Origin of the sequence: Pseudomonas sp. NY15463, assembly GCF_048068415.1 — a bacterium.
Lineage (GTDB): Bacteria > Pseudomonadota > Gammaproteobacteria > Pseudomonadales > Pseudomonadaceae > Aquipseudomonas > Aquipseudomonas mosselii_C.
Genome location: NZ_JBLUQD010000005.1, coordinates 103,896 through 130,238 on the forward strand (window position 1 = coordinate 103,896; position 26,343 = coordinate 130,238).

The 26,343-nt window shown below is 63.4% G+C and carries 25 protein-coding genes, 2 tRNA genes and 1 pseudogene; 15 read left to right on the forward strand and 13 right to left on the reverse strand.

The genetic code is table 11. The features are described 5' to 3' along the window. Positions 1 to 9 precede the first annotated feature (9 nt). The gene (locus ACNFIC_RS13765) at positions 10 to 1,200 is read right to left on the reverse strand and encodes an MFS transporter (RefSeq protein ID WP_416781219.1); all 1,191 of its coding nucleotides are present in this window, start codon (positions 1,198 to 1,200) and stop codon (positions 10 to 12) included. 108 nt (positions 1,201 to 1,308) lie between these two features. Between ACNFIC_RS13765 and ACNFIC_RS13770 the strand changes: the two genes are divergently transcribed. Continuing rightward, entirely contained in the window at positions 1,309 to 2,187 is an 879-nt protein-coding gene (locus ACNFIC_RS13770; protein ID WP_416781220.1) for a LysR family transcriptional regulator, read from the forward strand. Positions 2,188 to 2,212: 25 nt separating this feature from the next. Here ACNFIC_RS13770 and ACNFIC_RS13775 read toward each other — a convergent pair whose 3' ends face one another. After that, positions 2,213 to 2,962 (reverse strand): 3-oxoacyl-ACP reductase family protein, encoded by a 750-nt coding sequence (locus tag ACNFIC_RS13775; protein ID WP_416781221.1) that lies wholly within the window; start codon positions 2,960 to 2,962, stop codon positions 2,213 to 2,215. Positions 2,963 to 3,072: 110 nt separating this feature from the next. Between ACNFIC_RS13775 and ACNFIC_RS13780 the strand changes: the two genes are divergently transcribed. Beyond that, positions 3,073 to 4,005 carry a LysR family transcriptional regulator gene (locus ACNFIC_RS13780; protein WP_138219455.1) on the forward strand — a complete coding sequence of 311 codons (933 nt, stop codon included), beginning with the start codon at positions 3,073 to 3,075 and terminating at the stop codon, positions 4,003 to 4,005. Between the two features lie 250 nt (positions 4,006 to 4,255). On the opposite strand, the gene ACNFIC_RS13785 is transcribed toward ACNFIC_RS13780, so the two are convergent. Together ACNFIC_RS13785 and ACNFIC_RS13790 are read right to left on the reverse strand one after the other, a co-directional pair. Next, positions 4,256 to 4,738, reverse strand: coding sequence for a GreA/GreB family elongation factor (locus ACNFIC_RS13785; protein WP_138219454.1), 483 nt, complete (start codon positions 4,736 to 4,738; stop codon positions 4,256 to 4,258). Between the two features lie 2 nt (positions 4,739 to 4,740). Continuing rightward, positions 4,741 to 5,145 (reverse strand): hypothetical protein, encoded by a 405-nt coding sequence (locus tag ACNFIC_RS13790; RefSeq protein ID WP_138219453.1) that lies wholly within the window; start codon positions 5,143 to 5,145, stop codon positions 4,741 to 4,743. A 128-nt stretch (positions 5,146 to 5,273) separates the two neighbouring features. Between ACNFIC_RS13790 and earP the strand changes: the two genes are divergently transcribed. Both earP and efp read left to right on the forward strand, forming a co-directional pair. Further along, positions 5,274 to 6,407: an elongation factor P maturation arginine rhamnosyltransferase EarP gene (gene earP, locus ACNFIC_RS13795; protein WP_138219452.1), complete on the forward strand. Its 1,134-nt coding sequence runs from the start codon at positions 5,274 to 5,276 to the stop codon at positions 6,405 to 6,407. Between the two features lie 48 nt (positions 6,408 to 6,455). Next, the gene (gene efp / locus ACNFIC_RS13800; RefSeq protein ID WP_013971530.1) at positions 6,456 to 7,025 is read left to right on the forward strand and encodes an elongation factor P; all 570 of its coding nucleotides are present in this window, start codon (positions 6,456 to 6,458) and stop codon (positions 7,023 to 7,025) included. 88 nt (positions 7,026 to 7,113) lie between these two features. On the opposite strand, the gene ACNFIC_RS13805 is transcribed toward efp, so the two are convergent. The 3 genes from ACNFIC_RS13805 to ACNFIC_RS13815 all read right to left on the reverse strand — a co-directional run bounded on the left by ACNFIC_RS13805 (position 7,114) and on the right by ACNFIC_RS13815 (position 9,141). Continuing rightward, a complete protein-coding gene (locus ACNFIC_RS13805) occupies positions 7,114 to 7,542 on the reverse strand; it encodes an organic hydroperoxide resistance protein (RefSeq protein WP_138219451.1) in 429 nt (142 codons plus the stop codon). Between the two features lie 130 nt (positions 7,543 to 7,672). Beyond that, positions 7,673 to 8,128, reverse strand: a complete 456-nt coding sequence (locus tag ACNFIC_RS13810) for a MarR family winged helix-turn-helix transcriptional regulator (RefSeq protein ID WP_138219450.1) — start codon at positions 8,126 to 8,128, stop codon at positions 7,673 to 7,675. A 56-nt stretch (positions 8,129 to 8,184) separates the two neighbouring features. Beyond that, positions 8,185 to 9,141, reverse strand: a complete 957-nt coding sequence (locus ACNFIC_RS13815; protein ID WP_138219449.1) for a LysR family transcriptional regulator — start codon at positions 9,139 to 9,141, stop codon at positions 8,185 to 8,187. 115 nt (positions 9,142 to 9,256) lie between these two features. Between ACNFIC_RS13815 and ACNFIC_RS13820 the strand changes: the two genes are divergently transcribed. Together ACNFIC_RS13820 and ACNFIC_RS13825 are read left to right on the forward strand one after the other, a co-directional pair. Continuing rightward, positions 9,257 to 10,006: a sulfite exporter TauE/SafE family protein gene (locus ACNFIC_RS13820; protein ID WP_138219686.1), complete on the forward strand. Its 750-nt coding sequence runs from the start codon at positions 9,257 to 9,259 to the stop codon at positions 10,004 to 10,006. A 117-nt stretch (positions 10,007 to 10,123) separates the two neighbouring features. Beyond that, complete coding sequence (locus ACNFIC_RS13825) at positions 10,124 to 11,344, forward strand: winged helix-turn-helix domain-containing protein (RefSeq protein WP_416781222.1); 1,221 nt, start codon at positions 10,124 to 10,126, stop codon at positions 11,342 to 11,344. On the opposite strand, the gene ACNFIC_RS13830 is transcribed toward ACNFIC_RS13825, so the two are convergent. Further along, positions 11,325 to 12,671 (reverse strand): class II 3-deoxy-7-phosphoheptulonate synthase, encoded by a 1,347-nt coding sequence (locus ACNFIC_RS13830; RefSeq protein ID WP_416781223.1) that lies wholly within the window; start codon positions 12,669 to 12,671, stop codon positions 11,325 to 11,327. The genes ACNFIC_RS13825 and ACNFIC_RS13830 overlap by 20 nt on opposite strands. A 116-nt stretch (positions 12,672 to 12,787) precedes the next feature. Here ACNFIC_RS13830 and ACNFIC_RS13835 point away from each other — a divergent pair, with 116 nt between their 5' ends. After that, the gene (locus ACNFIC_RS13835) at positions 12,788 to 13,543 is read left to right on the forward strand and encodes a spermidine synthase (RefSeq protein WP_138219446.1); all 756 of its coding nucleotides are present in this window, start codon (positions 12,788 to 12,790) and stop codon (positions 13,541 to 13,543) included. Positions 13,544 to 14,194: 651 nt separating this feature from the next. Further along, positions 14,195 to 15,914: pseudogene (locus ACNFIC_RS13840) on the forward strand (DEAD/DEAH box helicase). Between the two features lie 169 nt (positions 15,915 to 16,083). On the opposite strand, the gene ACNFIC_RS13845 reads toward ACNFIC_RS13840, so the two are convergent. Further along, on the reverse strand, positions 16,084 to 16,836 hold the full coding sequence (locus ACNFIC_RS13845) for a DODA-type extradiol aromatic ring-opening family dioxygenase (RefSeq protein ID WP_416781224.1): 753 nt from the start codon (positions 16,834 to 16,836) through the stop codon (positions 16,084 to 16,086). A gap of 102 nt (positions 16,837 to 16,938) precedes the next feature. On the opposite strand from ACNFIC_RS13845, the gene ACNFIC_RS13850 reads away from it, so the two are divergent. Beyond that, positions 16,939 to 17,604, forward strand: a complete 666-nt coding sequence (locus ACNFIC_RS13850) for a thiopurine S-methyltransferase (protein ID WP_138219443.1) — start codon at positions 16,939 to 16,941, stop codon at positions 17,602 to 17,604. A 47-nt stretch (positions 17,605 to 17,651) separates the two neighbouring features. Here the strand turns inward: ACNFIC_RS13850 and htpX are convergent, their stop codons facing one another. Further along, positions 17,652 to 18,539 carry a protease HtpX gene (gene htpX, locus ACNFIC_RS13855; protein ID WP_138219442.1) on the reverse strand — a complete coding sequence of 296 codons (888 nt, stop codon included), beginning with the start codon at positions 18,537 to 18,539 and terminating at the stop codon, positions 17,652 to 17,654. Between the two features lie 214 nt (positions 18,540 to 18,753). Beyond that, on the reverse strand, positions 18,754 to 19,965 hold the full coding sequence (locus ACNFIC_RS13860) for a pyridoxal phosphate-dependent aminotransferase (protein WP_138219441.1): 1,212 nt from the start codon (positions 19,963 to 19,965) through the stop codon (positions 18,754 to 18,756). 169 nt (positions 19,966 to 20,134) lie between these two features. On the opposite strand from ACNFIC_RS13860, the gene msrB reads away from it, so the two are divergent. Beyond that, on the forward strand, positions 20,135 to 20,530 hold the full coding sequence (msrB, locus tag ACNFIC_RS13865) for a peptide-methionine (R)-S-oxide reductase MsrB (protein WP_138219685.1): 396 nt from the start codon (positions 20,135 to 20,137) through the stop codon (positions 20,528 to 20,530). 12 nt (positions 20,531 to 20,542) lie between these two features. Then, positions 20,543 to 21,031 (forward strand): glutathione peroxidase, encoded by a 489-nt coding sequence (locus ACNFIC_RS13870; RefSeq protein ID WP_416781225.1) that lies wholly within the window; start codon positions 20,543 to 20,545, stop codon positions 21,029 to 21,031. On the opposite strand, the gene ACNFIC_RS13875 is transcribed toward ACNFIC_RS13870, so the two are convergent. Beyond that, positions 21,021 to 23,375, reverse strand: coding sequence for a hybrid sensor histidine kinase/response regulator (locus ACNFIC_RS13875; RefSeq protein WP_138219439.1), 2,355 nt, complete (start codon positions 23,373 to 23,375; stop codon positions 21,021 to 21,023). The genes ACNFIC_RS13870 and ACNFIC_RS13875 overlap by 11 nt on opposite strands. Positions 23,376 to 23,532: 157 nt before the next feature. On the opposite strand from ACNFIC_RS13875, the gene ACNFIC_RS13880 reads away from it, so the two are divergent. After that, positions 23,533 to 24,420 (forward strand): ATP-binding protein, encoded by an 888-nt coding sequence (locus ACNFIC_RS13880; protein WP_138219438.1) that lies wholly within the window; start codon positions 23,533 to 23,535, stop codon positions 24,418 to 24,420. Then, the gene (locus tag ACNFIC_RS13885) at positions 24,421 to 24,903 is read left to right on the forward strand and encodes a GAF domain-containing protein (RefSeq protein ID WP_416781226.1); all 483 of its coding nucleotides are present in this window, start codon (positions 24,421 to 24,423) and stop codon (positions 24,901 to 24,903) included. 59 nt (positions 24,904 to 24,962) lie between these two features. On the opposite strand, the gene ACNFIC_RS13890 is transcribed toward ACNFIC_RS13885, so the two are convergent. Then, entirely contained in the window at positions 24,963 to 25,730 is a 768-nt protein-coding gene (locus tag ACNFIC_RS13890; protein ID WP_138219436.1) for a hypothetical protein, read from the reverse strand. Positions 25,731 to 26,125: 395 nt separating this feature from the next. On the opposite strand from ACNFIC_RS13890, the gene ACNFIC_RS13895 reads away from it, so the two are divergent. Next, positions 26,126 to 26,201: transfer RNA gene (locus ACNFIC_RS13895), tRNA-Glu, on the forward strand. A 2-nt stretch (positions 26,202 to 26,203) separates the two neighbouring features. Further along, a tRNA-Gly gene (locus ACNFIC_RS13900) sits at positions 26,204 to 26,279 on the forward strand. The last annotated feature ends 64 nt before the right edge of the window (positions 26,280 to 26,343 follow it).

Below are 26,343 nucleotides of genomic sequence, written 5' to 3' on the forward strand. Positions count from 1 at the left end.
TTTGTCGCGTCAGGTCGCCTGCATCGGCAGTTTCACCTGCCTGCGTCGGGCGATTTCCCACGCCAGCAGGGCCAGCGCGCCGATGATCAGCCCTGCGACCACGATGCCGTCCCAGCCATACCGCTGGAACAGCTGGGTGCCCAGCAGCGACCCGAATGCGCCGCCAATGAAGTAGCAGGTGATGTATCCGGCGTTGAGCCGCGTGCGCGCCTCGGGGCGCAGGGCGATGACTGCGTTCTGGTTGCTCACATGCACCAGTTGCACCGCTAGGTCCAGCACCAGCACCCCGAGCAGCAGCGCCGCCAGTGACTGCTGGGCGAAGCCCAGTGGCACCCATGACAGCAGCAGCGCGGTTAGCCCGATGGTCGTGCCCAGCGCGCCCTTGCCCCGGTCGGCCAGACGCCCGGCCCAGTTGGCGGCCAGCGCCCCGGCCGCGCCCGCCAGGCCGAATAGGCCAATTACGGCATCCGAATAGTGGTAAGGCGCACTGCTCAGCAAAAACGCCAGCGGTGTCCAGAACAAGGCGAACAGGCTGAACGACAGCAGCCCTAGCAACGCGCGCAAGCGCAGCACGGGTTCCTCGGCGAACAGGCGGAACACCGAGCCGATCAAGGCGGGATACTTGAGCCCGGCATGGCTGTGGTGCTGCGGCAGGCTGCGGTACAGCGCCAGTGCCGTGATCGCCATCAGCACCGCGGCCAGGATGTAGATGCTGCGCCAGCCGCCCAGCACGGCCATGAATCCGGCCGCGGTGCGGGCCAGCAGGATGCCCAGCAGCAGGCCGCTCATCAGTGTACCCACCGCGCGTCCGCGTTGCTCCGGGGCGCTGAGGGCGGCGGCCATCGGCACCAGGATCTGCGCCACCACCGAGAACAGCCCGGTCAACGCGGTACCGACGATCAGCCAGGGCAGGCTTTGCGCGCAGGCGCTGATCAGCAGCCCGACGCTAGCGATCAGCGTCATGCTCACGATCAGTCGGCGTTGCTCGAACAAATCGCCCAGTGGCGCAAGCAACAGCAGGCCGGCGCCATAGCTGAGCTGCGCGGCGATGACGATGCTGCCGGCGCTGGCGGTGCTCAGGCCGAAGTGCTCGGCGATGCTGTGCAGCAGGGGTTGGGCGTAGTAGTTGCTGGCCACGGCCAGGCCAGTGGCGGTGGCCATTAGCAAGATCAGGGCGCGACCGAGAGTGGGGGTGTTCATGGGTGTCTCGTGGCAGGAAAAAAGGGAATAGGCACAAGTATCAGGAAGTGTCAGGCATGACGCCAATGTATAGTTTTCACGGTATCCATCTTGAAAGCAGATAGCAGCATGAACCTCAAGCAGCTCGAGTATGCCCTCGCCGTAGCTGACACCGGCAGTTTCACCCGCGCCGCCGAGCGCTGCCATGTGGTGCAGTCGGCACTCAGCCACCAGGTCGCGCGGCTGGAGGCGACGCTTGGGGTGAGCCTGTTCGAGCGCAGTTCGCGGCGGGTACGCTTGACCCCTGCCGGTGAAGCCTTTGTGCTCAGTGCGCGCCCAGCGGTAGAGGCGGCGCGGCGTATCGCCGATGATGTCGCGGCAGCCTGCGGGCAGGTGCGCGGGCGCCTGTCGATTGGCGAGATCAGTTCGCTGACAGCGCTCGATCTGGTCGAGTTGCTGGAAGTGTTCCACGACCGGCATCCGCAGGTGGACGTACGTTGGCTGACCGCCAAGAGCGAACGGCTGGTCGCCGATGTCATCGAGCGGCGCTTGGACGTGGGTTTCATTGGCCTGTGGCAGGGCGAGGTGTTGCAGGGCGTGCAGCACCGTCTGTTGGCTCGCGAGGAACTGGTGGCGGTGCTGGCCCCCGAACACCCGCTGCAGGGCAGGGGGCAACTGGCGTTGGCGGCGCTGGCCGATGAAGTGCTGGTGGATTTTCCCGAGGGCACTGGCGCGCGTCGCCAGACCGACGAGGCGTTCCAGGCGGCGGGTGTGGTGCGTCGGGTGCAGTTCGAAATCGGCCATATCCGCCTGGTGGAGAAGTTCGTGCAACGCGGCATGGCAGTGGGGCTGGTGCCCGCGCGCATCGCTCGGGGCTTCCAGGGGGTGATCAGCGTACCGCTGGTGGATGCGCCGGTACGGCATCTTTATGCGGTATGGTCACAAAGCCCCACGCCTGCTGCGCGAGCGTTCCTGGAGGTGCTGGAGCAACGCCTGATGGCAGGCTGATACGCAGCCCGCCAGGCGCTGTGGGTCAGGCTGCGAAGCCCCCATCGGCGAGCAGGCTGGCGCCGGTGATATAACCCGCTTCAGGCCCTGCCAGGTAGGCGACGAAGCTGGCGATTTCCTCGACCTGGCCGTAGCGCCCGATGGCCATTAGCGGGATCAGACTGTCGGCAAACTCGCCCTTGGCCGGGTTCATGTCGGTATCCACCGGGCCCGGCTGCACATTGTTGACGGTAATGCCTTGAGGACCCAGGTCGCGGGCCAGGCCCTTGGTCAGGCCGACCAGTGCCGATTTGCTCATGGCATAGGGCGCGCCTCCGGCGAAGGGCATGCGCTCGGCGTTGGTGCTGCCGATGTTGATGATGCGCCCGCCCTGGCCCATGTGCCGGACGGCGGCCTGGGTGGCGACGAACACGCTGCGCACGTTGATCGCCAGGATCCGGTCGAAATCGACCAGGTCGAACTCGGCGACAGGCGCCACCGCCAGCACGCCGGCGTTGTTGACCAGGATGTCGAGGCCACCGAAAGCGCTGACGGTGTCCTCGACGGCCTGCTGCACGGCGCTGGCGTCGGCGCTGTCGGCGCGCAGGGCCAAGGCCTGGCCACCGCCGTCGACGATCTGTGCTGCCAGGGTGTTGGCGGTTTCGGCGGAGCTGACGTAGGTGAAGGCGACCTTGGCGCCGTCGCGGGCCAGGCGGCGTACGATGGCTGCGCCGATGCCACGCGAACCACCCTGGACGAGGGCCACTTTACCGCTGAGGGGAAGTTGCTGGGACATGCTGATCTCCTGCTGATGAGCAAGGCCGGATGCCTTGGATGGGCGCAGTATCGATCGTCGATTACCTGTTGATAAGATGGCAATCAGGATCATCAGAGTAAACTTTTGGTATGGAATCGTTCAGCAGCCTCGAATGTTTCATCCGCAGTGCCGAAGTCGGCAGCTTCGCCGAAGCGGCCCGGCGTTTGTCGCTGACCCCGGCGGCGGTCGGCAAGAACGTTGCCCAGTTGGAGGTGCGCCTGGGCGTGCGGCTGTTCCAGCGTAGTACACGCAAATTGACCTTGACCGAAGCTGGGCAGCGCTTTCTGGGAGAGGTCAGCGACAGTTTTCGCACCATCCAGTACGCCGTTGCCAATCTGGCCAGTGCCGAGGGCCAGCCGGCCGGGCAGTTGCGGGTGAGCATGGGCACGGTGTTCGGGCGGCTGTACGTGTTGCCTCTGTTGGGCGACTTCTTGCGCCGTTACCCAGCGATTACCCCGGACTGGCATTTCGACAATCGCCAGGTGGACCTGATCGGGCAAGGCTTCGATGCCGCCATTGGTGGTGGTTTCGACCTGCCGCCGGGTGTGGTGGCGCGCAAGCTGACGCCGGCGCATCGCGTCCTGGTAGCCTCGCCCGGATACCTCGAGGAGCATGGTCCAATCGACGACCCACAGGCCTTGCAACGGCATGACGGTATCCTGATTCGCTCGCCGCAGACGGGGCGGGTACGGGCTTGGCCGTTGACCAGCCGCTGGCAGGCGCAGTGCCCCTTGCAACTGCGCCAGGCAATGACCATGAGCGACTCCGACGCGGCATGCGCGGTGGCCGAGCAAAGCCTGGGCGTCGCCCTGGTGAGCCTGCCGTTCGCCGTGCCGTACTTGGCGGCCGGAAGGCTACTGCGGGTATTGCCCGACTGGTACGTGGACGATGGCCACATCAGCCTGTACTACGCCGGGCACAAGCTGCTGCCGGGCAAGACTCGGGCGTTCATCGATTTTGTGGTGGAGCGCTTTGCCGAGCAGGGCTTGGCGCAGCGCTTCGATGCGTTGCAGGGGGCATAGGCTAATACCAGCCAGTCAAGCCTTTTTTGCAGTAGTTGGAGACGCTGCGCGCCCCTTTCCGGCCGGAGTGCCGGACCACCGCGAACACCGGCGTAGCCGGTGCCACCCACCGAGTCGGCTGCTTCGCGGGCAAGCCCGCTCCCACAGGATTGTGCATAGCCTGAATCCACCGCCGCACCTGTAGGAGCGGCCTTGTGCCGCGATGGGTTGCGCAGCGGCCCCATTGGCTTAACTGACTGGCATCCTGCGTTCAGGCCACATCGATGATGAACTGAACCTGGGCCATCCCATTGATTGCCAGGCTCACTTCGTCATCTGGTTTTTTGCCCATCAACTGTTGACCCAGCGGTGCCCGTGGGGTGATCACCGTCACCAGCGTGTCGCCTTCGCCGATCTTCAGTCCCGCACCTTCCGGGCCCAGGAATAGCCGTCGCTGCTGCCCGGCCTGGTCCTCCAGGGTCACCAGGCAGCCGATCTGGATGCCGCGCGCCGGATCGTAGTCGCGCAGTCGCCATTGCTGATAGGTCAGCAGTGCCTGGCGAATCTCGGCGGTGCGTCGGGCTTGTCCGGTTGCCAGGTAGGACGCTTCCAGGCCGAGGGTGTCGTACTTGTTCTCGGCGATGTTCTCTTCGGCGGTTGCCGCTTCGTAGGCGGTCTGCGCAGCGCGACGCGACACGTCCATGTCGTGTTCCAGGGTGGCGATGATGCGTTGCAGCAGGGCGGCCTTGTCCATGTTCAGTAGCACAGCTCCAGCACATTGGCCTGGCTCTTGGGCGTCGGGGCGGTGCGGTTCTGTTGCAGCCAGAACTGGCACTTGGGGTCGTTCAGGTTACGCGGGTTACCTTGGGCGGCTTCGGCGGCTTGTTGCAGTTCTTGCTTGTGCAGGATGTCCTTGTAGCGTTCGAACATCTGCGCCTGGGCATCCTGTGTCTGGTTGGGCGCTGCCGTGGGGGCCGTCGCGGGTTGGACGACCGACGGTGCCACGGCCTGGGCCAGTGGCTGGACCTGCTCGGGCCAAAGGCGCAGCGCCAGCCACAGGCTCAAGGCAATGGCCACGGCGCCCAGCCACAGGCCAAAGGCGACGCACAGGATCAGTTGCACGGGCTTGAGGGTGATCGTAAGTTCGCGGCGACGGGCCATGGCGGCCTCCTGGCAAGGCAGTTTGGTGGCGGCATTGTCGCATGGCGTGGCAGGAATTTTCAGCGCGGTGCTTTAAACCGTCGGCATTTGTGCGCAGAATCCGCGCTCGTTTTTTGGCAGGTATCACGATGAGAACCACCTGGGACATCTTCTGCACGGTCGTCGACAACTATGGTGACATCGGTGTCACCTGGCGCCTGGCGCGCCAGTTGGCAGACGAACACGGGCTGGCGGTGCGCCTGTGGGTGGATGAGTTGCAAGCGTTCACGCGCCTGTGTCCTGAAGCCGACAACGATGCCGACCAGCAGTGGCAACAGGGCGTCGATGTGCGCCGTTGGCCGGCGTGCTGGCAGGACGAGGTGCCTGGCGATGTAGTGATCGGGGCGTTCGCCTGCCAACTGCCGGAAGGCCTGGTGCAATCCATGGCCGCGCAACCCAAGCCGCCGCTTTGGCTGAATCTCGATTACCTCAGCGCCGAGGCCTGGGTCGAGGGTTGCCATGGGCTGCCATCGCCTCAAGCCAACGGCCTGCGCAAGATCTTCTTCTTCCCGGGCTTTAGCGAAAAAACCGGCGGGCTGTTGCGCGAGGCGTCGTTGCTCGCGCGGCGTGAAGCCTTTTGCCAGAGTCCTGAGGCGCGCACGGCGTTCCTCCAGGGGCTGGGCGTGCAGGTGCAGGGCGCAGCACGGCTGATCTCGTTGTTCGCCTACGAAAACCCGCAACTGGGCGAATGGCTCGATGTGCTGGCAGCGGCGCCTGATCCGACGCATCTGCTGGTGCCCCATGGGCGTATCCTGGGCGACCTTGGCCAGTGGCTGGGGCAGGCAGACTTGCCGGTGGGCGCGGTGCATCGGCGCGGCGCTCTGAGCGTGCAGGTGCTGCCGTTCGTTAGCCAGGACGACTATGACCGTCTGCTGTGGAGTTGTGATTTCAATGCCGTGCGTGGCGAAGACTCGTTCGTGCGCGCCCAATGGGCCGCGGCGCCGATGCTCTGGCATATCTATGTGCAGCAAGAAAACGCCCACTTGGAAAAGCTCGACGCGTTCCTGGCGCTTTATCGGCGTGGTTTGTCGGACGCTGCCGGGCAGGCGCTGACTGGGTTGTGGCAGGCGTGGAATACGCACAAGGGCATGGGCGAGGCCTGGCGAGCCCTGCAGGCGCACTGGCCGGAGCTGTGCCTGCACGCGCGCCAATGGTGCGCCGTTCAGGCCGCTCAGCCGGACCTTGCCACGAAGCTGGTACAGTTTTATCGAAATTCGCTATGATACGCGGCCTCGATTTTTATAAATCCATCCAGATTCGGATACTTCGTAATGAAAACTGGTAAAGAACTGAAACCCGGTACCGTACTGCGTATCGACAACGACCCGTGGCTGGTACAGAAAGCTGAGTTCACTAAGTCGGGCCGTAACAGCGCGATCATGAAGACCAAGCTGAAGAACCTGCTGACCGGCTACAAGACCGAAACCGTATACGGTGCAGACGACAAGCTGGACGACGTGATCCTGGATCGCAAAGAAGCGACCCTGTCGTTCATCAACGGTGACGAATACACCTTCATGGACACCACCGACTACACCATGTACGAACTGAACGCCGAGGACATCGAAGCCGTTCTGCCGTACATCGAGGAAGGCATGGAAGACGTCTGCGAAGCCGTGTTCTTCGAAGGCCGCCTGGTATCGGTAGAGCTGCCGACCACCATCAGCCGTCAGGTTGTCTACACCGAGAACGCTGCCCGTGGCGACACCTCCGGTAAGGTCATGAAGCCTGCCAAGCTGAAGAACGGTACCGAGATCTCGGTTGCCGACTTCATCCAGATCGACGAGTGGATCGATATCGACACTCGCGACAACAGCTTCAAAGGCCGTTCCAAGAAGTAAGACTTCTTGCGATGAGCACAAAAAACCGGCCTCGGCCGGTTTTTTTGTGCATGCAAAAACGCCGACGCATTTGCGTCGGCGTTTTTTGTCACACCGTTACGTGCAGTCGCACATCCACGTTGCCGCGGGTGGCGTTGGAGTAAGGGCAGACCTTGTGGGCCTTTTCCACCAGCGCCTCGGCATCGGCCTGGGCCAGGCCCGGCAGGTTGATGGCGAGGTCGATATCCAGGCCGAAACCGCCCGGAATCTGGCCGATACCGACTTTGGCGGTGATCGAGGCGTCGGCTGGCAGGGCTTTTTTCTCCTGGCCGGCGACGAACTTCAGCGCGCCGATGAAGCAGGCCGAGTAGCCGGCGGCGAACATCTGCTCGGGGTTAGTGCCTTCACCGCCTGCGCCACCCAGCTCTTTGGGGGTGCTCAGCTTGACTTCCAGCTTGCCGTCGCTGGAGCGTGATTTGCCGTCGCGACCGCCAGTGGAGGTGGCTTCTGCGATGTACAGCGGAGTGACCTTTTGCATCTTGAGCCTCGCATGTGTGCTGTGCGCCGGGGGCGCTAGGTGGGTATGGATTTAATTTAGCGCACAATTAATTAGTGCGCAAGATAAATGTTTGACCATTCATCCAAGCGGCCACATCACAGCATAGTGCTCAGAGGTTTTCTTGCAGATGTGTGCGCAGTTTCAAGAGGTCGGCTTGTAGCTTGCGCAACTGCTCGGCGCTGTGCCCAGAGGCCTTGAGGATGCACGGCGGCACCTGTTGGGCCTGTTGCTGCAGGTCGCGGCCTTTGTCGGTCAGTTGTACCAGCACCACTCGCTCGTCCTCGCGGCTGCGGCTGCGCTTGAGCAGGCCTTCGCTTTCCAGGCGCTTGAGCAGTGGGGTGAGCGAGCCGGGATCGGTGAGCAGTCGATGGCTGATATCGCCCACGGTCAGGCCGTCCTGTTCCCACAGCACCAGCATCGCCAGGTATTGCGGGTAGGTCAGGCCCAGGGCTTGCAACAGGGGCTTGTAGACCTTGGTCATCAGCAGCGAAGTGGAGTGCAGGGCGAAGCAGACCTGGTTGTCCAGCAGCAGCTCATCGCAGGGGGCTTGGGAGGTGGCGTTCATGCAGGTCCTTGAATTCGGTCAGGTGAAAAATCTAGCACGCCAATGCGCGTACGTGCTCATTGCCAGCGCAGCTCGCTGCGCAGGGCCAGGTCCCATGGCGGCACCGGGCTGAAACGGCTCTTGAGGAATTCGAGCAGCAAGCGGCTGCGAGAGTTCGTTTCATGTTCAAGACGCAGCGCATAGATGCCGGTGGATTCCGCTGCTGGCAGGCCGTTGTCGCAGAACAGCGGGATCAGTTCGCCGCGCAGCAGGTACTCGCTGATCAGCCAGGTCGGCAGGTGCGCTACCCCGAGGCCCGCGAGGGCGCCGAATAGCAGGGTTTCGGCGTTGTTGGCGGTCATGCGCATGCGCGCCGGTCGGTACAGGCGGGCCTGGCCGCCTACCGTGAAGCGCCAGGCGAAGGGCGGTGCCAAGCCGTCCCAGTCCAGGCCATCGTGCTCGGGCAGTTCGCTGGGACAGGCCGGCACGCCGCGACTGGCCAGGTACGCCGGGCTGGCGCAGGCGATGCGCACCATATTGGCCAACGGTGTGGCCACCAGCCGGGTATCGGCCAAGGGGCCGGCGCGCAGTACCAGGTCGACCTCGCCCAGGTGGCTGCCGTGCAGGTCGACGAAGCTGTCGATCAGGCGCAACTGCACGTCGAGTCCCGGATAGGCCACCAGGAAGTCGGCGATGGCCGGTGCCAGATGGCGACGACCGAACGCGGCGGGGGCGTCGATACGAATCAGCCCCTCGGGGGCGTTACTCAACGACACGGCTTCGGCGCGGGCCAGGCGCAGTTCCTCGATGATGCGCCGGGCGCGTTCGGCGAAGGCCTTGCCGGCCGAGGTGGGGCGCACTGCATGGGTACTGCGGGCGAACAACCGGCTGCCGACTGCGGCTTCGAGGTTATCGATGCGCCGGGCCACCGCCGACGGAGTCAGCGGGTGACGACGGGCGGCGGCGGAAAAGCTGCCAGTGTCGAGTACATCGAGAAACAGGCTGAGTTGTTCGGTGAGGATGTCGGGGCTCATGTTCGGGCTCTGCTTGTGCGTTATGCGCACAGCCATTGTGCGCTGCTGTGCGTTTCCCCGCTAGCTACGACTGGGTAGCATGCGTGCATCGTTTAAGCAGTGGGATGAGACGCGGATGATAGAGTGGGTGCTGTACATCGTGTTGGGCGCCGCGCTTGGCACCGTGGGTGGGTTGTTCGGCATCGGCGGTGGGTTGATCGCGATTCCGGCGCTGGGGGTGTTGTTCGGTCTGGATCAGCAGTTGGCCCAGGGCACCGCCCTGGTGATGGTCGTGCCCAACGTGTTGCTGGCGTTGTGGCGTTACCACCAGCGCAACCGCATCGAACTACGCCATGCCCTGCCGCTGGCGCTGTGCAGCTTCCTGTTCGCGTGGCTGGGGTCGATCTGGGCGGTAGGGATCGATGCGCATTCGATGCGCTTGTACTTCGTCGGTTTCCTGGTGGCGCTGGCGGTCTGGAACGTGGTGCGGATGTTCCTGCGCCTGGCGCCGCCGAGCAATGAGCTGCGCTACCGGTGGCCGTGGCTGGGTGTACTGGGCAGTTTCGCCGGGACCATGGGTGGGCTGTTCGGGGTAGGCGGGGCGGTGGTCGCCACGCCGATTCTGACCAGTGTGTTCGGCGCTACCCAGGTGGTGGCCCAAGGCTTGTCGCTGGCGCTGGCTGCGCCCAGCACCCTGGTGACCCTGTTGACCTATGGGGTGCACCACAGTGTCGACTGGTCTATCGGTATTCCGTTGGCGGCAGGCGGCTTGCTCAGTATCAGCTGGGGCGTGCGGCTGGCCCATGCGTTGCCGGAGAAAGTGCTGCGAGGGATGTTTTGTGCGTTTCTGGTGGTGTGCGCGGTGATGCTCGGATTCGAGCTCTAGCGCCTCGGGTACTCACGGGTAGACTCACCGGCATCGCGCGTGCGCATCGCCTGCACGCGTGGGTTTACCTAAGCGTGCTAAGGTGCAGGCACTGCACCGGTTCCAGGAGGGCGCGCCGTGAGCCTCGAGTTGTCCATTCCCCAAGCCCGTCGCCTGGCCTTGTCGGCCCAGGGCTTTGGCAAACCTCCTGAGCGCACACCTGCTTTGGCGACCATCAAGCGCACCTTGCAACAGCTGGGTGTTGTGCAGATTGACTCGGTCAATGCGCTGGTGCGTTCCCACTACCTGCCGCTGTTCTCACGTCTGGGCAATTATCCACAGGCCAGCCTCGATCAGCTGGCCTGGGGCAAGCGGCGCCAACGCAGGCTGTTCGAGTACTGGGGGCATGAAGCCTCGCTGCTGCCACTGGAGCTATACCCGCTGATGCGCTGGCGCATGGATGCGGCGGCGCAAGGGCTTGGTATCTATCGGCACATGGCCGTGTTTGGCCGTGAGCGGCGCGAGGTCATTGAGCGGGTGTTGGCTGCGGTGCAAGAGCGCGGTCCGTTGGGGGCAGGGAGCCTGTCCACTCGTCAGCAGCGTGCGGGGCCCTGGTGGGACTGGAGCGACGAGAAGCACGCGCTGGAATGGCTGTTTGCCGCAGGCCAGGTGACGGTCGCCGGGCGGCGTGGTTTCGAGCGCCTGTATGACTTGCCCGAACGGGTGATCCCGGCCGCCATCCTTGCCCAGCCGGCTTTGCCCGAGGCGCAAGCCCAGCAAGGTTTGCTGCTGCATGCCCTCGGCGCGCTCGGGGTGGCCAGCGAACACGACCTGCGTGACTATTTCCGCCTCTCACCCCAACAGAGCAAGGCCGCGCTGGCGGCGCTGCTGGCCGACGGGCGAATTCAAGCGTGCACGGTGCAGGGCTGGAAGCAACCGGCCTATGTGCGCGAGGTGCCGCGCATTCCCCGGCGTATCGATGCCAGCGCGCTGTTGTCGCCGTTCGATTCGTTGGTCTGGGCGCGTAGCCGCACCGAGCGGCTGTTCGATTTTCGCTATCGTCTGGAGATCTATACCCCGGCGCACAAGCGGGTTTATGGCTACTACGTACTGCCGTTCCTGCACCGCGAGCGCATCGCTGCGCGCGTGGACTTGCGTGCCGAACGCGCAGCCGGGCAGTTGGCCGTGCAGGCGGTTCACGAGGAGTCGCCGGGGCTGGACGAGGCGGGCTACCAGGCGTTGGCGCAACAGCTACAGCAACTGGCCAACTGGCTGGGGCTGGCGACGCTGCGCCTGGACTGCCCGCGTAAAGAGGGCAGCCGGCTGCGTCAGGCGTTGCTCAGCGGCGTACCTGCTTGAGCGTTTCGGCGATCAGGAATGCCAGCTCCAGTGACTGGTCGGCGTTCATGCGCGGGTCGCAGTGGGTGTGGTAGCGGTCTGACAGAGCATCCTCGGTGATCGGGCGCGCGCCACCGATGCACTCGGTCACATTCTGCCCGGTCATTTCGATATGGATGCCACCAGCGTGGCTGCCCTCGGCCTGGTGCACCTGGAAGAATTGCTTCACTTCGTCGAGGATCTGCGCGAAGTCGCGGGTCTTGTAGCCACTGCTGGCCTTGATGGTGTTGCCGTGCATGGGGTCCGAACTCCACAGCACCTGACGACCCTCGCGTTCGACCGTGCGGATCAGCCCCGGGAGGTGATCGCCGACCTTGCCGGCGCCCATGCGTACGATCAGGTTGAGGCGGCCTGGGTCGTTGTCCGGGTTGAGCACGTCGATCAGGCGGATCAGCTCCTCAGGGTTCATGCTTGGGCCGACCTTGACCCCGATGGGGTTGTGCACCCCTCGCAGGAACTCGACGTGGGCGCCATCGAGTTGGCGGGTGCGGTCGCCGATCCACAACATATGCGCCGAGCAGTCGTAGTAGTCGCCGGTCAGGCTGTCGCGGCGCACGAACGCTTCTTCGTAGTTGAGCAGCAGCGCCTCGTGGGCGGTGAAGAAGCTGGTTTCGCGTAGCTGCGGCGCGGTGTCCAGGCCACAGGCGCGCATGAACGCCAAGGTTTCGTCAATGCGGTCGGCCAACTGATGGTACTTGTCGGCCAGCGCCGAGTTGGCGATGAAGTCCAGGTTCCACTTGTGGACCTGGTGCAAGTCGGCAAAGCCGCCTTGGGCGAAGGCGCGCAGCAGGTTGAGGCTGGCGGTGGCCTGGTGGTAGGCCTGTAGCAGGCGTTCGGGATCCGGCACGCGGCTGGCGGCGTCGAAGCCGATGCCATTGACGATGTCGCCGCGGTAGGCGGGCAGGGTGAGGTTGCCGATGGTTTCGTCATTCGCCGAGCGCGGTTTGGCGAACTGTCCGGCCATGCGACCCACCTTCACCACCGGGCAGCCGGCGGCGAAGGTCATGACAATGGCCATTTGCAGCAGCACTTTGAAGGTGTCGCGGATCTTCGCGGCGGAGAACTCGGCGAAGCTTTCCGCGCAATCGCCGCCCTGTAGCAGGAACGCCCGGCCCTGGGTGACCTCGGCGAACTGCCGGCGCAGCTCGCGGGCTTCGCCGGCGAACACCAGCGGCGGGTAGCTGGCCAGGGTCTGCTCGACCTTGGCCAGATGCGCGGCGTCGGGGTAGACGGGTTGTTGCTGGATCGGCAGGGCGCGCCAGCTTTCAGGGCTCCAGGGTTGGGTCATCACAGGCTCTTAATAGGTGTCGGTTCAGGCGTGTCTGTCATGGTAACGCCGCCGGGCGGCTTGTTGCACCACTGGCATTGGCGGACAATGCCCGTTTTGTGCAGGCGGTGGTTGGCATGGCGGCGGAAAGGGAAGAGCGATTGCTGGCACGGGTGGAGGACGCCTTCGGGGTCATCAGTGTGTACGAGGTGGAGGATTACCGTTTCCTCGAGTTCGGCGACGCCATCGAGCAAAGCTGCACCTTTACCGCCGACCCCAGCTGGCTGGAATACGACTACACCCGCGCCATGCTGGTCGGCGCGTTGTGCCACGCGCAACCGGAAAGCGCGCTGTTCCTTGGTCTGGGCGCCGGCACCCTGACCCAGGCCTGCCTGAAATTCCTGCCGCTGGAGGACGTCGAGGCCATCGAGCTGCGCCCGGATGTGCCGCGCCTGGCCATGCAGTACATGGGGCTGGATGACGACCCCAGGCTGTACGTACGCATCGGCGATGCCATCGAGCTGCTGCCCAGCGCCGAGAAGACCGACCTGTTGTTCGTCGACCTGTACACCGATCACGGGCCGGGCGTTGCCCACCTGGCCTGGACGTTCCTGGAAAACTGCCAGAAGCAGCTCAACCCTGGCGGTTGGTTGGTGATCAACCAATGGGCCGGCGATGATGGCCGGCCACTGGGCGCGGCGTTGTTGCGTGGGTTGTACCACCGGCATTACTGGGAACTGCCGGTGAAGGAGGGCAACGTGATCTTGCTGGTGCCGGCGGACCTGGAGCAGACGCTGGATCTTGATGGGCTGCGCGAGCGGGCAGGGGCACTCGCGCCGCGCCTGGGGTATTCGCTGGAGTATTTGATCAATGTGGTGAGGCCGGCGACCTGAAAACCGCCCCTGCTCTCATAGAACCACACATAACTTGTTGATTTAGAAGGAATCTGTGGGAGCGGGCTTGCCCGCGAACACCGGCAAAGCCGGTGCCATACACCGAGTCGCCTGCTTCGCGGGCAAGTCGGGGCGCCGAACCGCCGCTCCCACAGGGTACGCGGAGCGCTTGCGAAATCAGTTCTCTGCGCGACAGCGCAGCCCAAAGGGCTGGGTGATCTCCCACAGGACTGCGCAACACCCAAGCCCAACGCTGGACCTGGAGCGGCCTTGCCGGGGCGCCGGACCGGCCGGAATGGGGCGCGTAGCGGCCCCAGGATCTGCGCCTCAGGCAAGATTGCCGGGGCCGCTACGCAGCCCTTTCGCGGCACAAGGCCGCTCCTACAAGGAATCGTTTCAGCCGGTCCTGCATACTGGCTTTTCCTGCTGAAATATTTCTCCCGGTCTTAGGCGAATTCGTATATAGTACGCGCCGGTCTTTTAGCGGACCCTAAAATCAGGTGGTGCAAATCCTCCGAATCCAGCTTCGGCTGCATGTCCGCTAGGCGGACCCTCTCACACGTTTCTTATTTCAATCGTTTTCGCAAATCCCCGCCGCCAAAGCTGCCTGGGTGACCGTTTGGTCTTTCAAGGCATGTGCAGCTTTGGAGCATGGGTCTTTGCGGATGCACCTAGAGGCAGACCCATGACCCAGGAAATCGGCGGATTCGCCGCTCTCGAACTCAATCCGAACATCGTTGCTGCCGTCCTGGCCACCGGCTATGAAGAGCCGTCGGCTATCCAGCAACAGTCGATCCCGATCATCCTCGCCGGTCACGACATGATCGGCCAGGCGCAGACTGGCACCGGCAAGACCGCTGCCTTCGCCCTGCCGATCCTCAACAAGATCGACGTGAGCAAGCGCGAACCGCAAGCCCTGATCCTGGCGCCAACCCGTGAGTTGGCGCTACAAGTAGCCACCGCTTTCGAAACCTACGCCAAGCAGATGCCGGGCGTAAACGTAGTGGCTGTCTACGGTGGTGCCCCGATGGGCCCACAACTGCGTGCCATTCGCAACGGCGCGCAAATTGTTGTCGCCACCCCAGGCCGTCTGTGCGACCACCTGCGGCGTGACGAGAAAGTCCTGTCCACCGTGCAGTACCTGGTACTGGACGAAGCGGACGAGATGCTCAAGCTCGGCTTCATGGACGACCTCGAAGTGATCTTCGATGCCATCCCTGAGTCGCGCCAGACCGTGCTGTTCTCCGCGACCCTGCCGTCGTCGATCCGTTCGATCGCCGAGCGTCACCTGCGCGAGCCCAAGCACGTCAAGATCCAGAGCAAGACCCAGACCGTTACCGCGATCGATCAGGCTCACCTGATGGTCCACGCTGACCAGAAGATCCCGGCTGTACTGCGTCTGCTGGAAGTCGAAGAGTTCGACGCGCTGATCGCCTTCGTGCGGACCAAGCAAGCCACCCTGGACCTGGCCGCCGCCCTGGAAGCCAAAGGCTACAAGGCTGCTGCACTGAACGGCGATATCGCCCAGAACCAGCGTGAGCGCGTGATCGACTCGCTCAAGGATGGCCGCTTGGACATCGTCGTCGCCACCGACGTCGCTGCCCGTGGTCTGGACGTACCGCGCATCACCCACGTGTTCAACGTCGACATGCCGTACGACCCAGAGTCCTACGTTCACCGTATCGGCCGTACCGGCCGTGCCGGTCGCGATGGCCGTGCGCTGCTGCTGGTCACCCCGCGTGAGCGCCGCATGTTGCAGGTGATCGAGCGTGTCACTGGCCAGAAAGTCGCCGAAGCCCGTCTGCCTAACCCGCAAGCGGTGCTCGATGCACGCATCAAGAAGCTGACCAAGAGCCTGGCGCCGCTGGTGGCCGAGTCCGAGGCCAGCCACGGCGAGTTGTTCGACCGTCTGACCGCCGACCTGGGTTGCAGCGCCCGCGCACTGGCTTCGGCCCTGCTGCGCAAGGCCACCAACGGTCAGGCGCTGGATCTGGCCAGCGTTGAGCGCGAGCAACCGCTGGTGCCGACCTACACCCCGCGTGAGCGTACCGGCGAGCGCGCCGAGCGTGGTGAGCGTAGCGAGCGCAGTGCGGGTGACCGCGAGCGTCGTGCGCCGATGCCGCTGGCCGAAGGTCGTGTGCGTTGCCGTACTGCCCTGGGTGCCCGTGACGGTATCGCTGCCAAGAACCTGTTGGGTGCGATCCTCAACGAAGGTGGTCTGGCCCGTGATGCCATCGGCCGGATCCAGGTACGCGACAGCTTCAGTCTGATCGAGCTGCCGGAAGATGGCCTGGAGCGTCTGCTGACCAAGCTCAAGGACACCCGCGTGGCCGGCAAGCAACTCAAGCTGCGCCGCTACCGCGAGGATTGATCCTCACGTAGCTTAGGCCATTGGGGCCGCTGTGCGGCCCGTTCGCGACACAAGGCCGCTCCTGCACGACTGCGTAAGCCGACATTCACAAGGCTCACGTGGACATTGTAGGAGCGGCCTTGTGTCGCGAACGGGGCGCGTAGCGGCCCCAATGGTTTAACCGGCACCTTCAGTCAAACCGGTAGATATCCATCCCCAGCGCCCCCATCGTAAACCCCTGGTGCACGATCCCGAACCGCTCACCCGCCCCCATGGCGAAGTACAGCGGTAACAGATGCTCGTCGCTGGGATGGTTGCGCACCGCGAACGGCGCCTGATGCCGGTAGTCCAGCAACGCCGCCTCGTTACCTGCTTGCAACTGCTCCACCACCCAGTCGCGAAACGCCAGTGCCCAGGGTTCGATGGTCTCGGGCCCGGCGTGCCAGTCCAGCTCGCCCAGGTTGTGGGTAATGCTGCCCGAGCCGATCAGTAAAATGCCTTCCTCGCGCAGTGCCCGCAGTGCCGCGCCCACCTTCAATTGCATGGCCGGCCCGGCTTGGCTTGGCAGCGAGACCTGAACCACCGGGATATCCGCCTGCGGGTACATCAGCGACAGTGGCACCCACGCCCCATGGTCGAACGGCCGTTGGTCATCCAGGCGTGCTCCCAGCCGTTCAGCCACCCGTTGCGCCAGCGCAGGGTCTCCCGGTGCCGGGTACTGCACGGCGTACAGGGCCGGCGGGAAGCCGCCGAAGTCGTGCCAGGTGGCGGGATTGGGGTTGCTCGTCACCAACAGTTCGCGGCTTTCCCAGTGCGCCGACACCATCACGATCGCTTTGGGCTTGGGCAGCGCGCGCGCCAGACCGGCCAGGGCTGGACCGCTGGCGCCCGGTTGCAGGGCGAGCATGGGGGATCCGTGGGAAATAAACAGGCTGGGCAGCATCGCGAAGGTCCTGGCGAGTAAGATGAGGGTATCTTCGATCAGGTAAAGATCGATATACAAACTAAGTTTTGATATCTACTTATCGAAAAACCAGGAGTGATCATGCAGGCAGCGTTCTGGCACCAGCGTTGGGCGGACAATCAGATCGGCTTTCACCAGGCGCAGGTGAATCCTTACTTGCAGACGCATTGGGCCGGCTTGGCGCTGCCCCCTGGCGCGAAGGTGCTGGTGCCGTTGTGCGGCAAGAGCCTGGACTTGGTCTGGTTGGCCGGGCAGGGGTACCAGGTGATGGGCGTGGAGTTGTCGCAGCACGCCATTGCGTGTTTTTTTGCCGAGCATGGGCTAACGCCCGAAGTGTCCCGGCAGGGGGCGTTCGAGGTCTGGCGCAGCGATGAGGTGGCGCTGTGGTGCGGGGATATCTTTAGCCTGCGTCCCGAGGATGTGAGCGAGTGCGCGGCGTTGTATGACCGGGCGGCGCTGATTGCCCTGCCACCGGACATGCGCGGGCGCTACCTGGCGCTGTTGGGGGATGTGTTGCCCGAGGCGTGCAAAGGCCTGTTGGTGACGCTGGACTACGACCAGTCACTGATCGGTGGGCCGCCGTTTTCGGTGGCAGACGAGGAAGTACGCCAAGGCTTTGCCGGCTGGCAGGTGGAAACGCTCGCTGCGCCCGAAATCATCGGCGATAGCCCGAAGTTCCAGAAGGCAGGTGTACACAGCCTGGTGGAGCGCGCCTACCGTCTTCAGCGCGGTGGCGCTGCTCGATAAACATGCAAAAGGGCGACCGAAGTCGCCCTTTTGCAGACACCTGTGGATCAGCCGCGGCGGCGCAGTGCGTCGATGCGCTCTTCCAGTGGTGGGTGGCTCATCAGCAAGCCAGCCAGGCCATGCTTGAGGCCGCCATTGATGCCGAAGGCTTTCAACGTATCGGGCATGTGCACCGGCAGGCCTTGCTCCGAGCGCAGGCGTTGCAGGGCACCGATCATCGCACCGGTGCCGGCCAGTTGGGCACCGGCTTCGTCGGCGCGGAATTCGCGGCGGCGCGAATACCACATGACGATGATGCTGGCCAGGATGCCCAGGACCAGCTCAGCGACGATGGTCGCGACGAAGTAGGCGATACCGTGGCCCTCTTCGTTCTTGAAGATCACGCGGTCGACGAAGTTGCCGATGATACGCGCGAAGAACATCACGAAGGTGTTCACCACGCCTTGCACCAGCGCCATGGTGACCATGTCACCGTTGGCCACGTGACCGATCTCGTGGGCCAGCACTGCGCGCACCTCATCAGGCGAGAAGCGCTCAAGCAGGCCTTGCGAGACGGCGACCAGCGCGTCGTTACGGTTCCAGCCCGTGGCGAAGGCGTTGGCCTCGTAGGCCGGGAAGATCCCCACTTCGGGCATCTTGATACCGGCCTCGCGGGACAGCTCTTCGACGGTTTGCAACAGCCACTGCTCGTGGCGGGTGCGCGGTTGCGTGATGATCTGGGTGCCGGTGCTCATCTTCGCCATCCATTTGGAGATGAACAGCGAGACCAGGGAGCCGGCGAAACCGAATACGGCGCAGAACACCAGCAGCTTGCCAAGATCAAGGTCGATCCCGTTGGCGGCCATGAACCCGTTGAAGCCGAACAGGCTCAGGGTAATGCTTGCAACCAGCACCACCGCAAGGTTGGTGGCTACAAACAACAGAATGCGCATCATGGTTGTCACGTTCTCCTGACGGAAGGAATTGTTGCGTACTGCGGGGGTATATAAGGGGAGGGTGTCACCGTTTCAACCAGGCGACTATTTCAAACTGTGTACGCGGAGGAGTATGGCAGAGGATGCCAGAGGGGCTGTGGGATAGAGCGTTGCAGGATGTAAGAAATTATTCGGTGCCATCGCAGGCTGGGGCCAGCCTGCGATGGGGCGTGATTTACTGGGAGTAGGTCCGCAGGAAATTGCCGATTCGCCCGATAGCCTGCTCCAGGTCATCCACTCGCGGCAGCGTCACCACACGGAAGTGGTCCGGCCATGGCCAGTTGAACGCCGTGCCCTGCACAATCAGCAGCTTTTCGGACAGCAACAGGTCGAGGGCGAACTTCTCGTCGTTGAGGATCGGGCACACCTTCGGGTCGATGCGTGGGAAGGCGTATAGCGCGCCCATCGGCTTGACGCAGCTCACGCCGGGAATGGCGTTGAGCAGCTCGTAGGTGCGGTTGCGCTGCTCCAGCAGGCGGCCCGGCGGCAGCACCAAGTCGTTGATGCTCTGGTAGCCGCCCAGGGCGGTCTGGATGGCGTGCTGGGACGGCACGTTGGCGCACAGGCGCATGTTGGCCAGCATGTCGATGCCCTCGATGTAGCTTTGGGCATTGTGTTTCGGACCGGAAATGATCAACCAGCCCGAACGGAAACCGGCCACGCGGTACGACTTCGACAGGCCGTTGAAGGTCAGGCACAGCAGGTCTGGGGCCAGCGAGGCGGTGCTGATGTGCACGGCTTCGTCGTAGAGGATCTTGTCGTAGATCTCGTCGGAGAACACCGCCAGGTTGTGCTGGCGGGCCAGCTCCAACATGCCCAGCAGCAGTTCCTTGGAGTACACCGCGCCAGTCGGGTTGTTCGGGTTGATGATCACCAGGGCCTTGGTGTTCGGGGTGATCTTGGCCTTGATGTCTTCAAGGTCGGGGAACCAGTCGGCCTGCTCGTCGCACAGGTAGTGCACCGGTTTGCCGCCGGCCAGGCTCACCGCAGCGGTCCACAGCGGGTAGTCGGGCGCCGGGATGAGCACCTCGTCACCATTGTTGAGCAGCGCCTGCATCGACATCACGATCAGCTCTGAGACGCCGTTGCCCAGGTAGATGTCTTCGATGCCGACACCTTCGATCTGCTTTTGCTGGCAGTACTGCATCACCGCCTTGCGCGCGCTGAACAGGCCTTTGGAGTCGCTGTAGCCTTGCGCGGTGGGCAGGTTGCGGATGACGTCCTGGAGAATCTCGTCCGGCGCCTCGAAGCCAAACGGTGCCGGGTTGCCGATGTTCAGCTTGAGGATGCGGTGGCCTTCCTCTTCCAGGCGTTTGGCGTGCTTGAGCACTGGGCCTCGAATGTCGTAGCAGACATTGGCGAGCTTGTTCGATTTGCTGAACTGCATGATGAGATCCCGATTGAGAAGACGCCCGCCCGCCTTTGCGCGAAAGGTTTGAAAGGGCAGGAAGCAGGTGCCAGACTTGGCGCCTGGCACACGAAGCCAACTAATATACGTGCCACCCGCGCCAGGGAAAAGACGGTGCGAGGTGAAATTCAAGCCTGCCGAGGTTCCCATGCAGAAGATCGACAAGACCCTGGAAGAATGGCGCGCCATGCTCGACCCGGCCCAGTATCAGGTGTGCCGACTCAAAGGCACCGAGCGGCCGTTCAGTGGCAAGTACAACAGCGAGCGCCGCGACGGCATCTACCACTGCATCTGCTGCGACCTGCCGCTGTTCGATGCACAGACCAAGTTCGACGCCGGCTGCGGCTGGCCGAGCTTCTATGCGCCGATCGATGACGCCGCGATGATCGAGATCCGCGATACCTCCCACGGGATGATCCGCACCGAGGTCACTTGCGCGCGGTGCGACGCCCACTTGGGCCACGTGTTCCCCGACGGTCCGCCACCGACCGGCCTGCGCTACTGCATCAACTCGGTGTGCCTGGACCTCAAACCCCGCGACTGAACTGGAGCCCCCATGGCCGATGCACTGCTGGATACCCCCTGCGTCACCCTTGGCGGTGAGCAGAAAACCCTCGGCGATTTCGCCGGCAAGGCGCTGTTGGTGGTCAATACCGCCAGCCAGTGCGGTTTCACGCCCCAGTACCAGGGCCTGGAGCGGCTGTGGCAGGACTACCAGAGTCGTGGCCTGGTAGTGCTGGGCTTTCCCTGCAATCAGTTCGGCAAGCAGGAGCCAGGCGATGCCCATGAGATCGCGCAGTTCTGCGAGTTGAACTTCGGCGTCAGCTTTCCACTTTTTCGCAAGGTCGAGGTCAATGGCGCCGGGGCCCACCCGCTGTTCGTCGAGCTCAAGCGCCGCGCCCCAGGAGTGCTTGGCACGCAGAAAATCAAGTGGAACTTCACCAAGTTCCTGATCGACCCGGTCGGTGGCCAGATCACCCGTTATGCCCCCACCACCAAGCCCCAGGCACTGGAAGGCGACATCGAACGGCTGCTCAACCGCTGAACGGTACCCAGTGGTCGATCAGCGCCAGTAGCTCTTCGCGGCGAAACGGCTTGGCTAGGTAGTCGTCCATGCCCGCAGCGCGGCAGCGCTCGCGCTCCTCGGGCATGGCATTGGCGGTCAGGGCGATGATCGGCAATTCCGGCCAGCGCCCGCTCTGACGAATGCGCCGGCTGGCCTCGTAGCCGTCCATCACCGGCATGTTGCAGTCCATCAGCACCAAGTCGAAGGCTGCCTGCTCCAGACAGTCCAGGGCCTCGGCGCCCTGCGCGGCCACTTCGACCTGACAGCCGAGCTTGCTCAGCATGCCTTTGGCCACCAGTTGATTCACCGGGTTGTCCTCCACCAGCAGAATCCGCGCGCGCCGTTCCTGCCCCAGCGGGATCTCGTGCGGCAGCGGCGCGTTAGGCTCGCCTAGCAGGGTGCGGCGTAACGTCTGGTAGAGGGCGTTGCGGGCCAGTGGCCGGGCCATCTGGTGCAGCGGCGCCAATTGGTGGGCCTGCTCACCGGGCAGGAAGTTGCCATAAGCGGTCACCAGCAGAATCGGTGCCTTGATCCCCGGGCGCAAATCCAGCACGCGGTTCAGATCGTCGGTGATCAACAAGTCGACCTCGGTGTGCGCCAACGGCATGGCATCGTCGACATGGCGGTAATCCAGGCCCCAGCATGGCAGCAGCGTTTGCAGCAGTTCGGCCAGGCCGCTCGCGCGGTTACCCAGCGCCACCACCCGGCCGCTCAGTGCTGTCGGTGGGATTGCCTCAGTGTGTGCGAGCAGTGGCAGGTCGGCGCTGAAGCGACTGCCAAAGCCGGTTTCGGAGTGGATATACAAGTGCCCCTGCATGGCCATGCACAGGTTGCGCGTCAGTGCCAGGCCCAGGCCAGTACCACCGTACTGGCGGGTGATCCCGGCGCCAGCCTGGGTGAACGGCTGGAAGATACGCGCCTGGGCTTCTTCGGGGATGCCGATGCCGGTGTCGCTGACCTCCAGGCGCACACCGCCGACGATTTGCGTCAGGCGCACATCCACCCGCCCGAAACGTGTGAACTTGAGGGCGTTGGACAGCAGGTTGCTGACGATCTGGCGCACCCGCGTGGGGTCGCCCAGCACCGTGCTGGGAAAGTCCGGGGCGATCAGGCAGGTCAGCTCGACGCTGGGGGCGGCGTTCTGGGAAAGCAAGTTGGCGGTGTCCTCGGCCATCGCCGCGAGGTCGAAGGGGATGCGTTCGAGTTCGAGTTGGCCAGCATCGAACTTGGACAGGTCGAGGATATCGTTGAGCAGGTCCACCAGCACCTTGCCCGAGTCGTGGGCGATCGACAGTTGCTGGCGCTGTTCGGGCGCCAGGCCGCTGTCCAGTGCCAGCGCGATCATGCCCAGCATGCCGTTGAGCGGGGTACGGATTTCATGGCTCATGTTGGCCAGGAACGCCGCCCGGGCCTGGGCCATGTCCAGGGCACGCTGGCGCGCATCTTCCAGCTCCTGGTTGGACTGGCTCAGGCGGCTGTTGCTGGCCTTGAGTTCGTTGGTGCGGGCCGAGACGATGTCTTCGAGTTCGTTGAGGTATTGGGTGAGTCGGTTTTCGGCAGTGCGGCGTTGTTCGATCTCGGTGGCCATGCTCACGAACTGCTGGTTGGCGACCTTGACCAGCACGCCGATCTCATCGTTTTCATGACCCTTGGGGCACTCCACGCGCGCCTGCCGGGGCGTACGGGTGTCGCTGCCACTCAGGGCGCCGATGACCGTGACCAGAGGCTTGGTCAGCATCAGGTAGAACAGCCCTAGCAGGATGCCGGTCAGCACCAGGCTGCGGGCGAAGCCGTTGACCAAGGTGATGCCGGCACGGTCGAGAAAGCGACCGCCGAAGGCGAAGGTGTCGACGTCCAGGTACAAAGTGCCGAGGTATTCCTCGGGCATGTGCGCCAGGTACAGGCGGTCCTGGAACTGGCGCCGTTCGCCGAACAGGAAGTCCGACAGTGGCCGGTAGCGGCTTTCCAGGCGAGCACGCTGCACGTCGGCCAGCACCGTGTCGTTGTTATCGATCAAGCGGGCGCCGACCAGCGCCGGGGACTTGAGCAAACCACCGGTGAGTTCCTGGGCCAACTCGTCGTCGATGTTGTAGGCGATGCGCGAGGCCGTGTCATGGCTGATTTTCAGCAGCGCCTGAATTTCACGGTTGATGGACGCGTCTTCGCTGGCATAATCGATGCCGATCTGGATGAGACTCAGCAATGTTCCCAGAATGAAGCCGGCCATGACTGTCAACCGGGCTTGCTTGTATGACAGGCGATGGGTGAACTTGATATCCATGGGTTCCAGGCCGGTTACTTGCTCCGTGCGCTGCGCAAGCATAGCCGATCAGCCCTGGCTGCTGGTGGGTCTGTAGAACATTCAGCGGCGGCCTGTACGGCGCCTTCGTCGGCAAGCCTGTTTCCACCGCTGCACGCCTGTGGCAGCGCGCTTGCCCGCGAACTTGCGAACCCCGAAACCCTACTTGCCAGGAGCCCCGATGGACGCTCGCCTCACTGCTTTTCTGGAACGTGCCGAATCCGTGCTCGCGCGTCTTGAACCCTTGTTGCCTGCGCAACGTCCGCATATCGACTGGTCGCAGACGCTGGCCGCGCGTTGGCAGCGCGATGGCCGCAGCGGCTACTTGCTGCCGCTGGAGGTCAGCCTGGACATGCGCCTGTCCGACCTGATCGGCGTGGACAAGCAGCGTGAGCAACTGGGTCGCAACACCCATCAGTTCATCAACGGTATGCCCGCCAACCATGCCCTGCTGTGGGGTTCGCGCGGCACCGGCAAATCGTCGCTGGTGCGTGCGCTGCTGGCCGAGCACGCCACAGCCGGCTTACGCCTGATCGAGATCGAGCGCGACCACCTGGCTGACCTGCCACGGGTGGTGGAGCAACTGCAACAGTTGCCGCAACGCTTCATCCTGTTCTGCGACGACCTGTCGTTCGAAGCCGGGGAGGGCGACTACCGGGTACTCAAGAGCGTGCTCGACGGCTCGCTGGAGCAGGCGCCGGACAACGTCCTGCTGTACGCCACTTCCAATCGCCGCCATTTGGTGCCGGAGAAGCAGAGCGACAACGAAAACTGGAAAATGATCGACGGTGAACTGCACCCCAACGAAGCGGTGGAGGACAAGATCGCCCTGTCCGACCGCTTTGGCCTGTGGTTGTCGTTCTACCCGTTCAGCCAGGCGCATTTCCTGGACGTGGTCGAACACTGGATCGGCCAGCTGGCGCGCCCGGCCGGGTTGAGTTGGGAGCGTACCGAAGCACTCGAAATTCTCGCCGTGCGCTGGGCCACTGGCCGCGGCAACCGTAATGGCCGTTGTGCCTATCAGTTCGCCCGCTACTGGGTCGGGCTGCAATTGCTGGAGCAGAAATAAATGATCGACCTCAACGCCAGTGGCAAAGGCCTCGATGGCTACGACCTGCTGGCTGCGCAAGTGCAGGCGCTGTTTGCCGACGAGCGCGACTTCATTGCCAACGCCGCGCAGTTCTCGGCCTTCCTGTACAACCAGGTGGGCGACCTGAACTGGGCCGGCTTCTACCTCAACCGCAACGAGGAGCTGGTCCTTGGCCCGTTCCAGGGCCAGGTGGCGTGTGTGCGCATCCCGTTCAGCAAGGGTGTGTGCGGCGCGGCGGCAGCCACCCGGCAGACCCAGCGGGTAGACGATGTACATGCCTTCCCTGGGCATATCGCCTGTGACAGTGCGTCCAATAGCGAACTGGTGATCCCGCTGGTCAAGCACGGGCGCCTGATTGGTGTGTTGGACTTGGACAGCCCCAAGCTTGCGCGCTTCAGCGCAGCCGACCAGGTTGGGTTGGAACGCCTGGCGGCCATCTTCCTTGAATTGAGCGATTGCTGAAATGAACAAGGGGCCTTGAACAGGCCCCTTGCTTTTGTTGCAACGCGGTCGATGTGACCTCAGTCGTAGATGACCCGCTTCTTCCAGGTTTCGTCTTCGTCGGTCTTCAGCCCTTCGGTGAGCGCGTTCTGCTCGTCCGCAGCCGGCTCCATCTGGTCCAGTACCTGGGCGTTGGAGCGTGCCAGCAGCTTTTCCATGTAGGTGAGCTGCTCTTCGTACTGCTTGGGCTCGGGCTGCTTGCGCAGGTACTGCACACCGCGTTCGAACGCCAGGCGCGCCTGGCCGGGCTGGTTCTGCTGCAAGGCTTGTTGGCCGAGGTTGTTGAAGAACTCGATGTGCAGCAGCACCAGAATGTGGCGAACTTCCTTGACCCAGTACTTGCCTTCGTTGGTGGCCAGGAAACCTTCCTGGGTGGCACGCACGATCTGGCTGTGCAGCAGTTCGAGCAAGAAACGCACATCCTTTGCCTTGACTTCGGTGTGGATGGGCGAGGGCGGATTGCCTACCGGGATCTTCTCGCCCAGGGCGATCAGGCCTTCGAGTTCGGCAATGCGTGTCTTGAGTGGCGTGTTGTGTTTGTCCAGGGCCAGTTGGCGCTGGTTGAGGTTCAGTTCCAGGCGGCTCAGCATCAGCTTGAGCGCTGGCGTCATGAACTGACCTGGGAAAGTTTCGGAGATTTCGCCGCAGCGGCGCAGGCGCTCAGCCAGCTCCACCTTGAGCCGGGCACGTTCGAGCTTGCCGTTCTCGACCACGTTGTTGAGGTAGCCGATCACGATCAGCAATGCGATACCCGCAACGATAAGCAGGGTGATCAGAAGTGGTGTCACCGTTAACGCCTCATCAAGAAGAAGTGTTGCATCTATACGTGAGTGTAGTGAGTTCGTCCGATGGCGAACAGTGCAGCCCGGCAGATGTGCCAAGTGTGCGAACCGAACCTGGCGGCAGCGGGTTCAACCGCGAACGATCGTTGTCCCTTGCTATCGGCTAACGCCAGGATTACTCAAGATCATAGCGATTTGCCATGAGCTTGCCGACCTGGCGTCAAAATAGCAACGTCAAACCCTGGGCACACCCGATGCAAGCGCCCAGGAAAACGGGAAGTCATTGATTTAAATAAATTTTGATAAAGGGCTTGACGGGTTGTCGAGGCATCCATAGAATGCGCGCCACTTGCAGCGTAAAGCACACAGCCAAACGCTTCAGGGAGTGAATGTTGTAGTGTGTCCCCTTCGTCTAGTGGCCTAGGACACCGCCCTTTCACGGCGGTAACAGGGGTTCGAGTCCCCTAGGGGACGCCAATGCGGGAATAGCTCAGTTGGTAGAGCACGACCTTGCCAAGGTCGGGGTCGCGAGTTCGAGTCTCGTTTCCCGCTCCAGTTTCTCCTGCACTGCTTCGGCAGGGCAGGAAAAGAAAATCCAGGCTGAATCGTGAGGTTCATC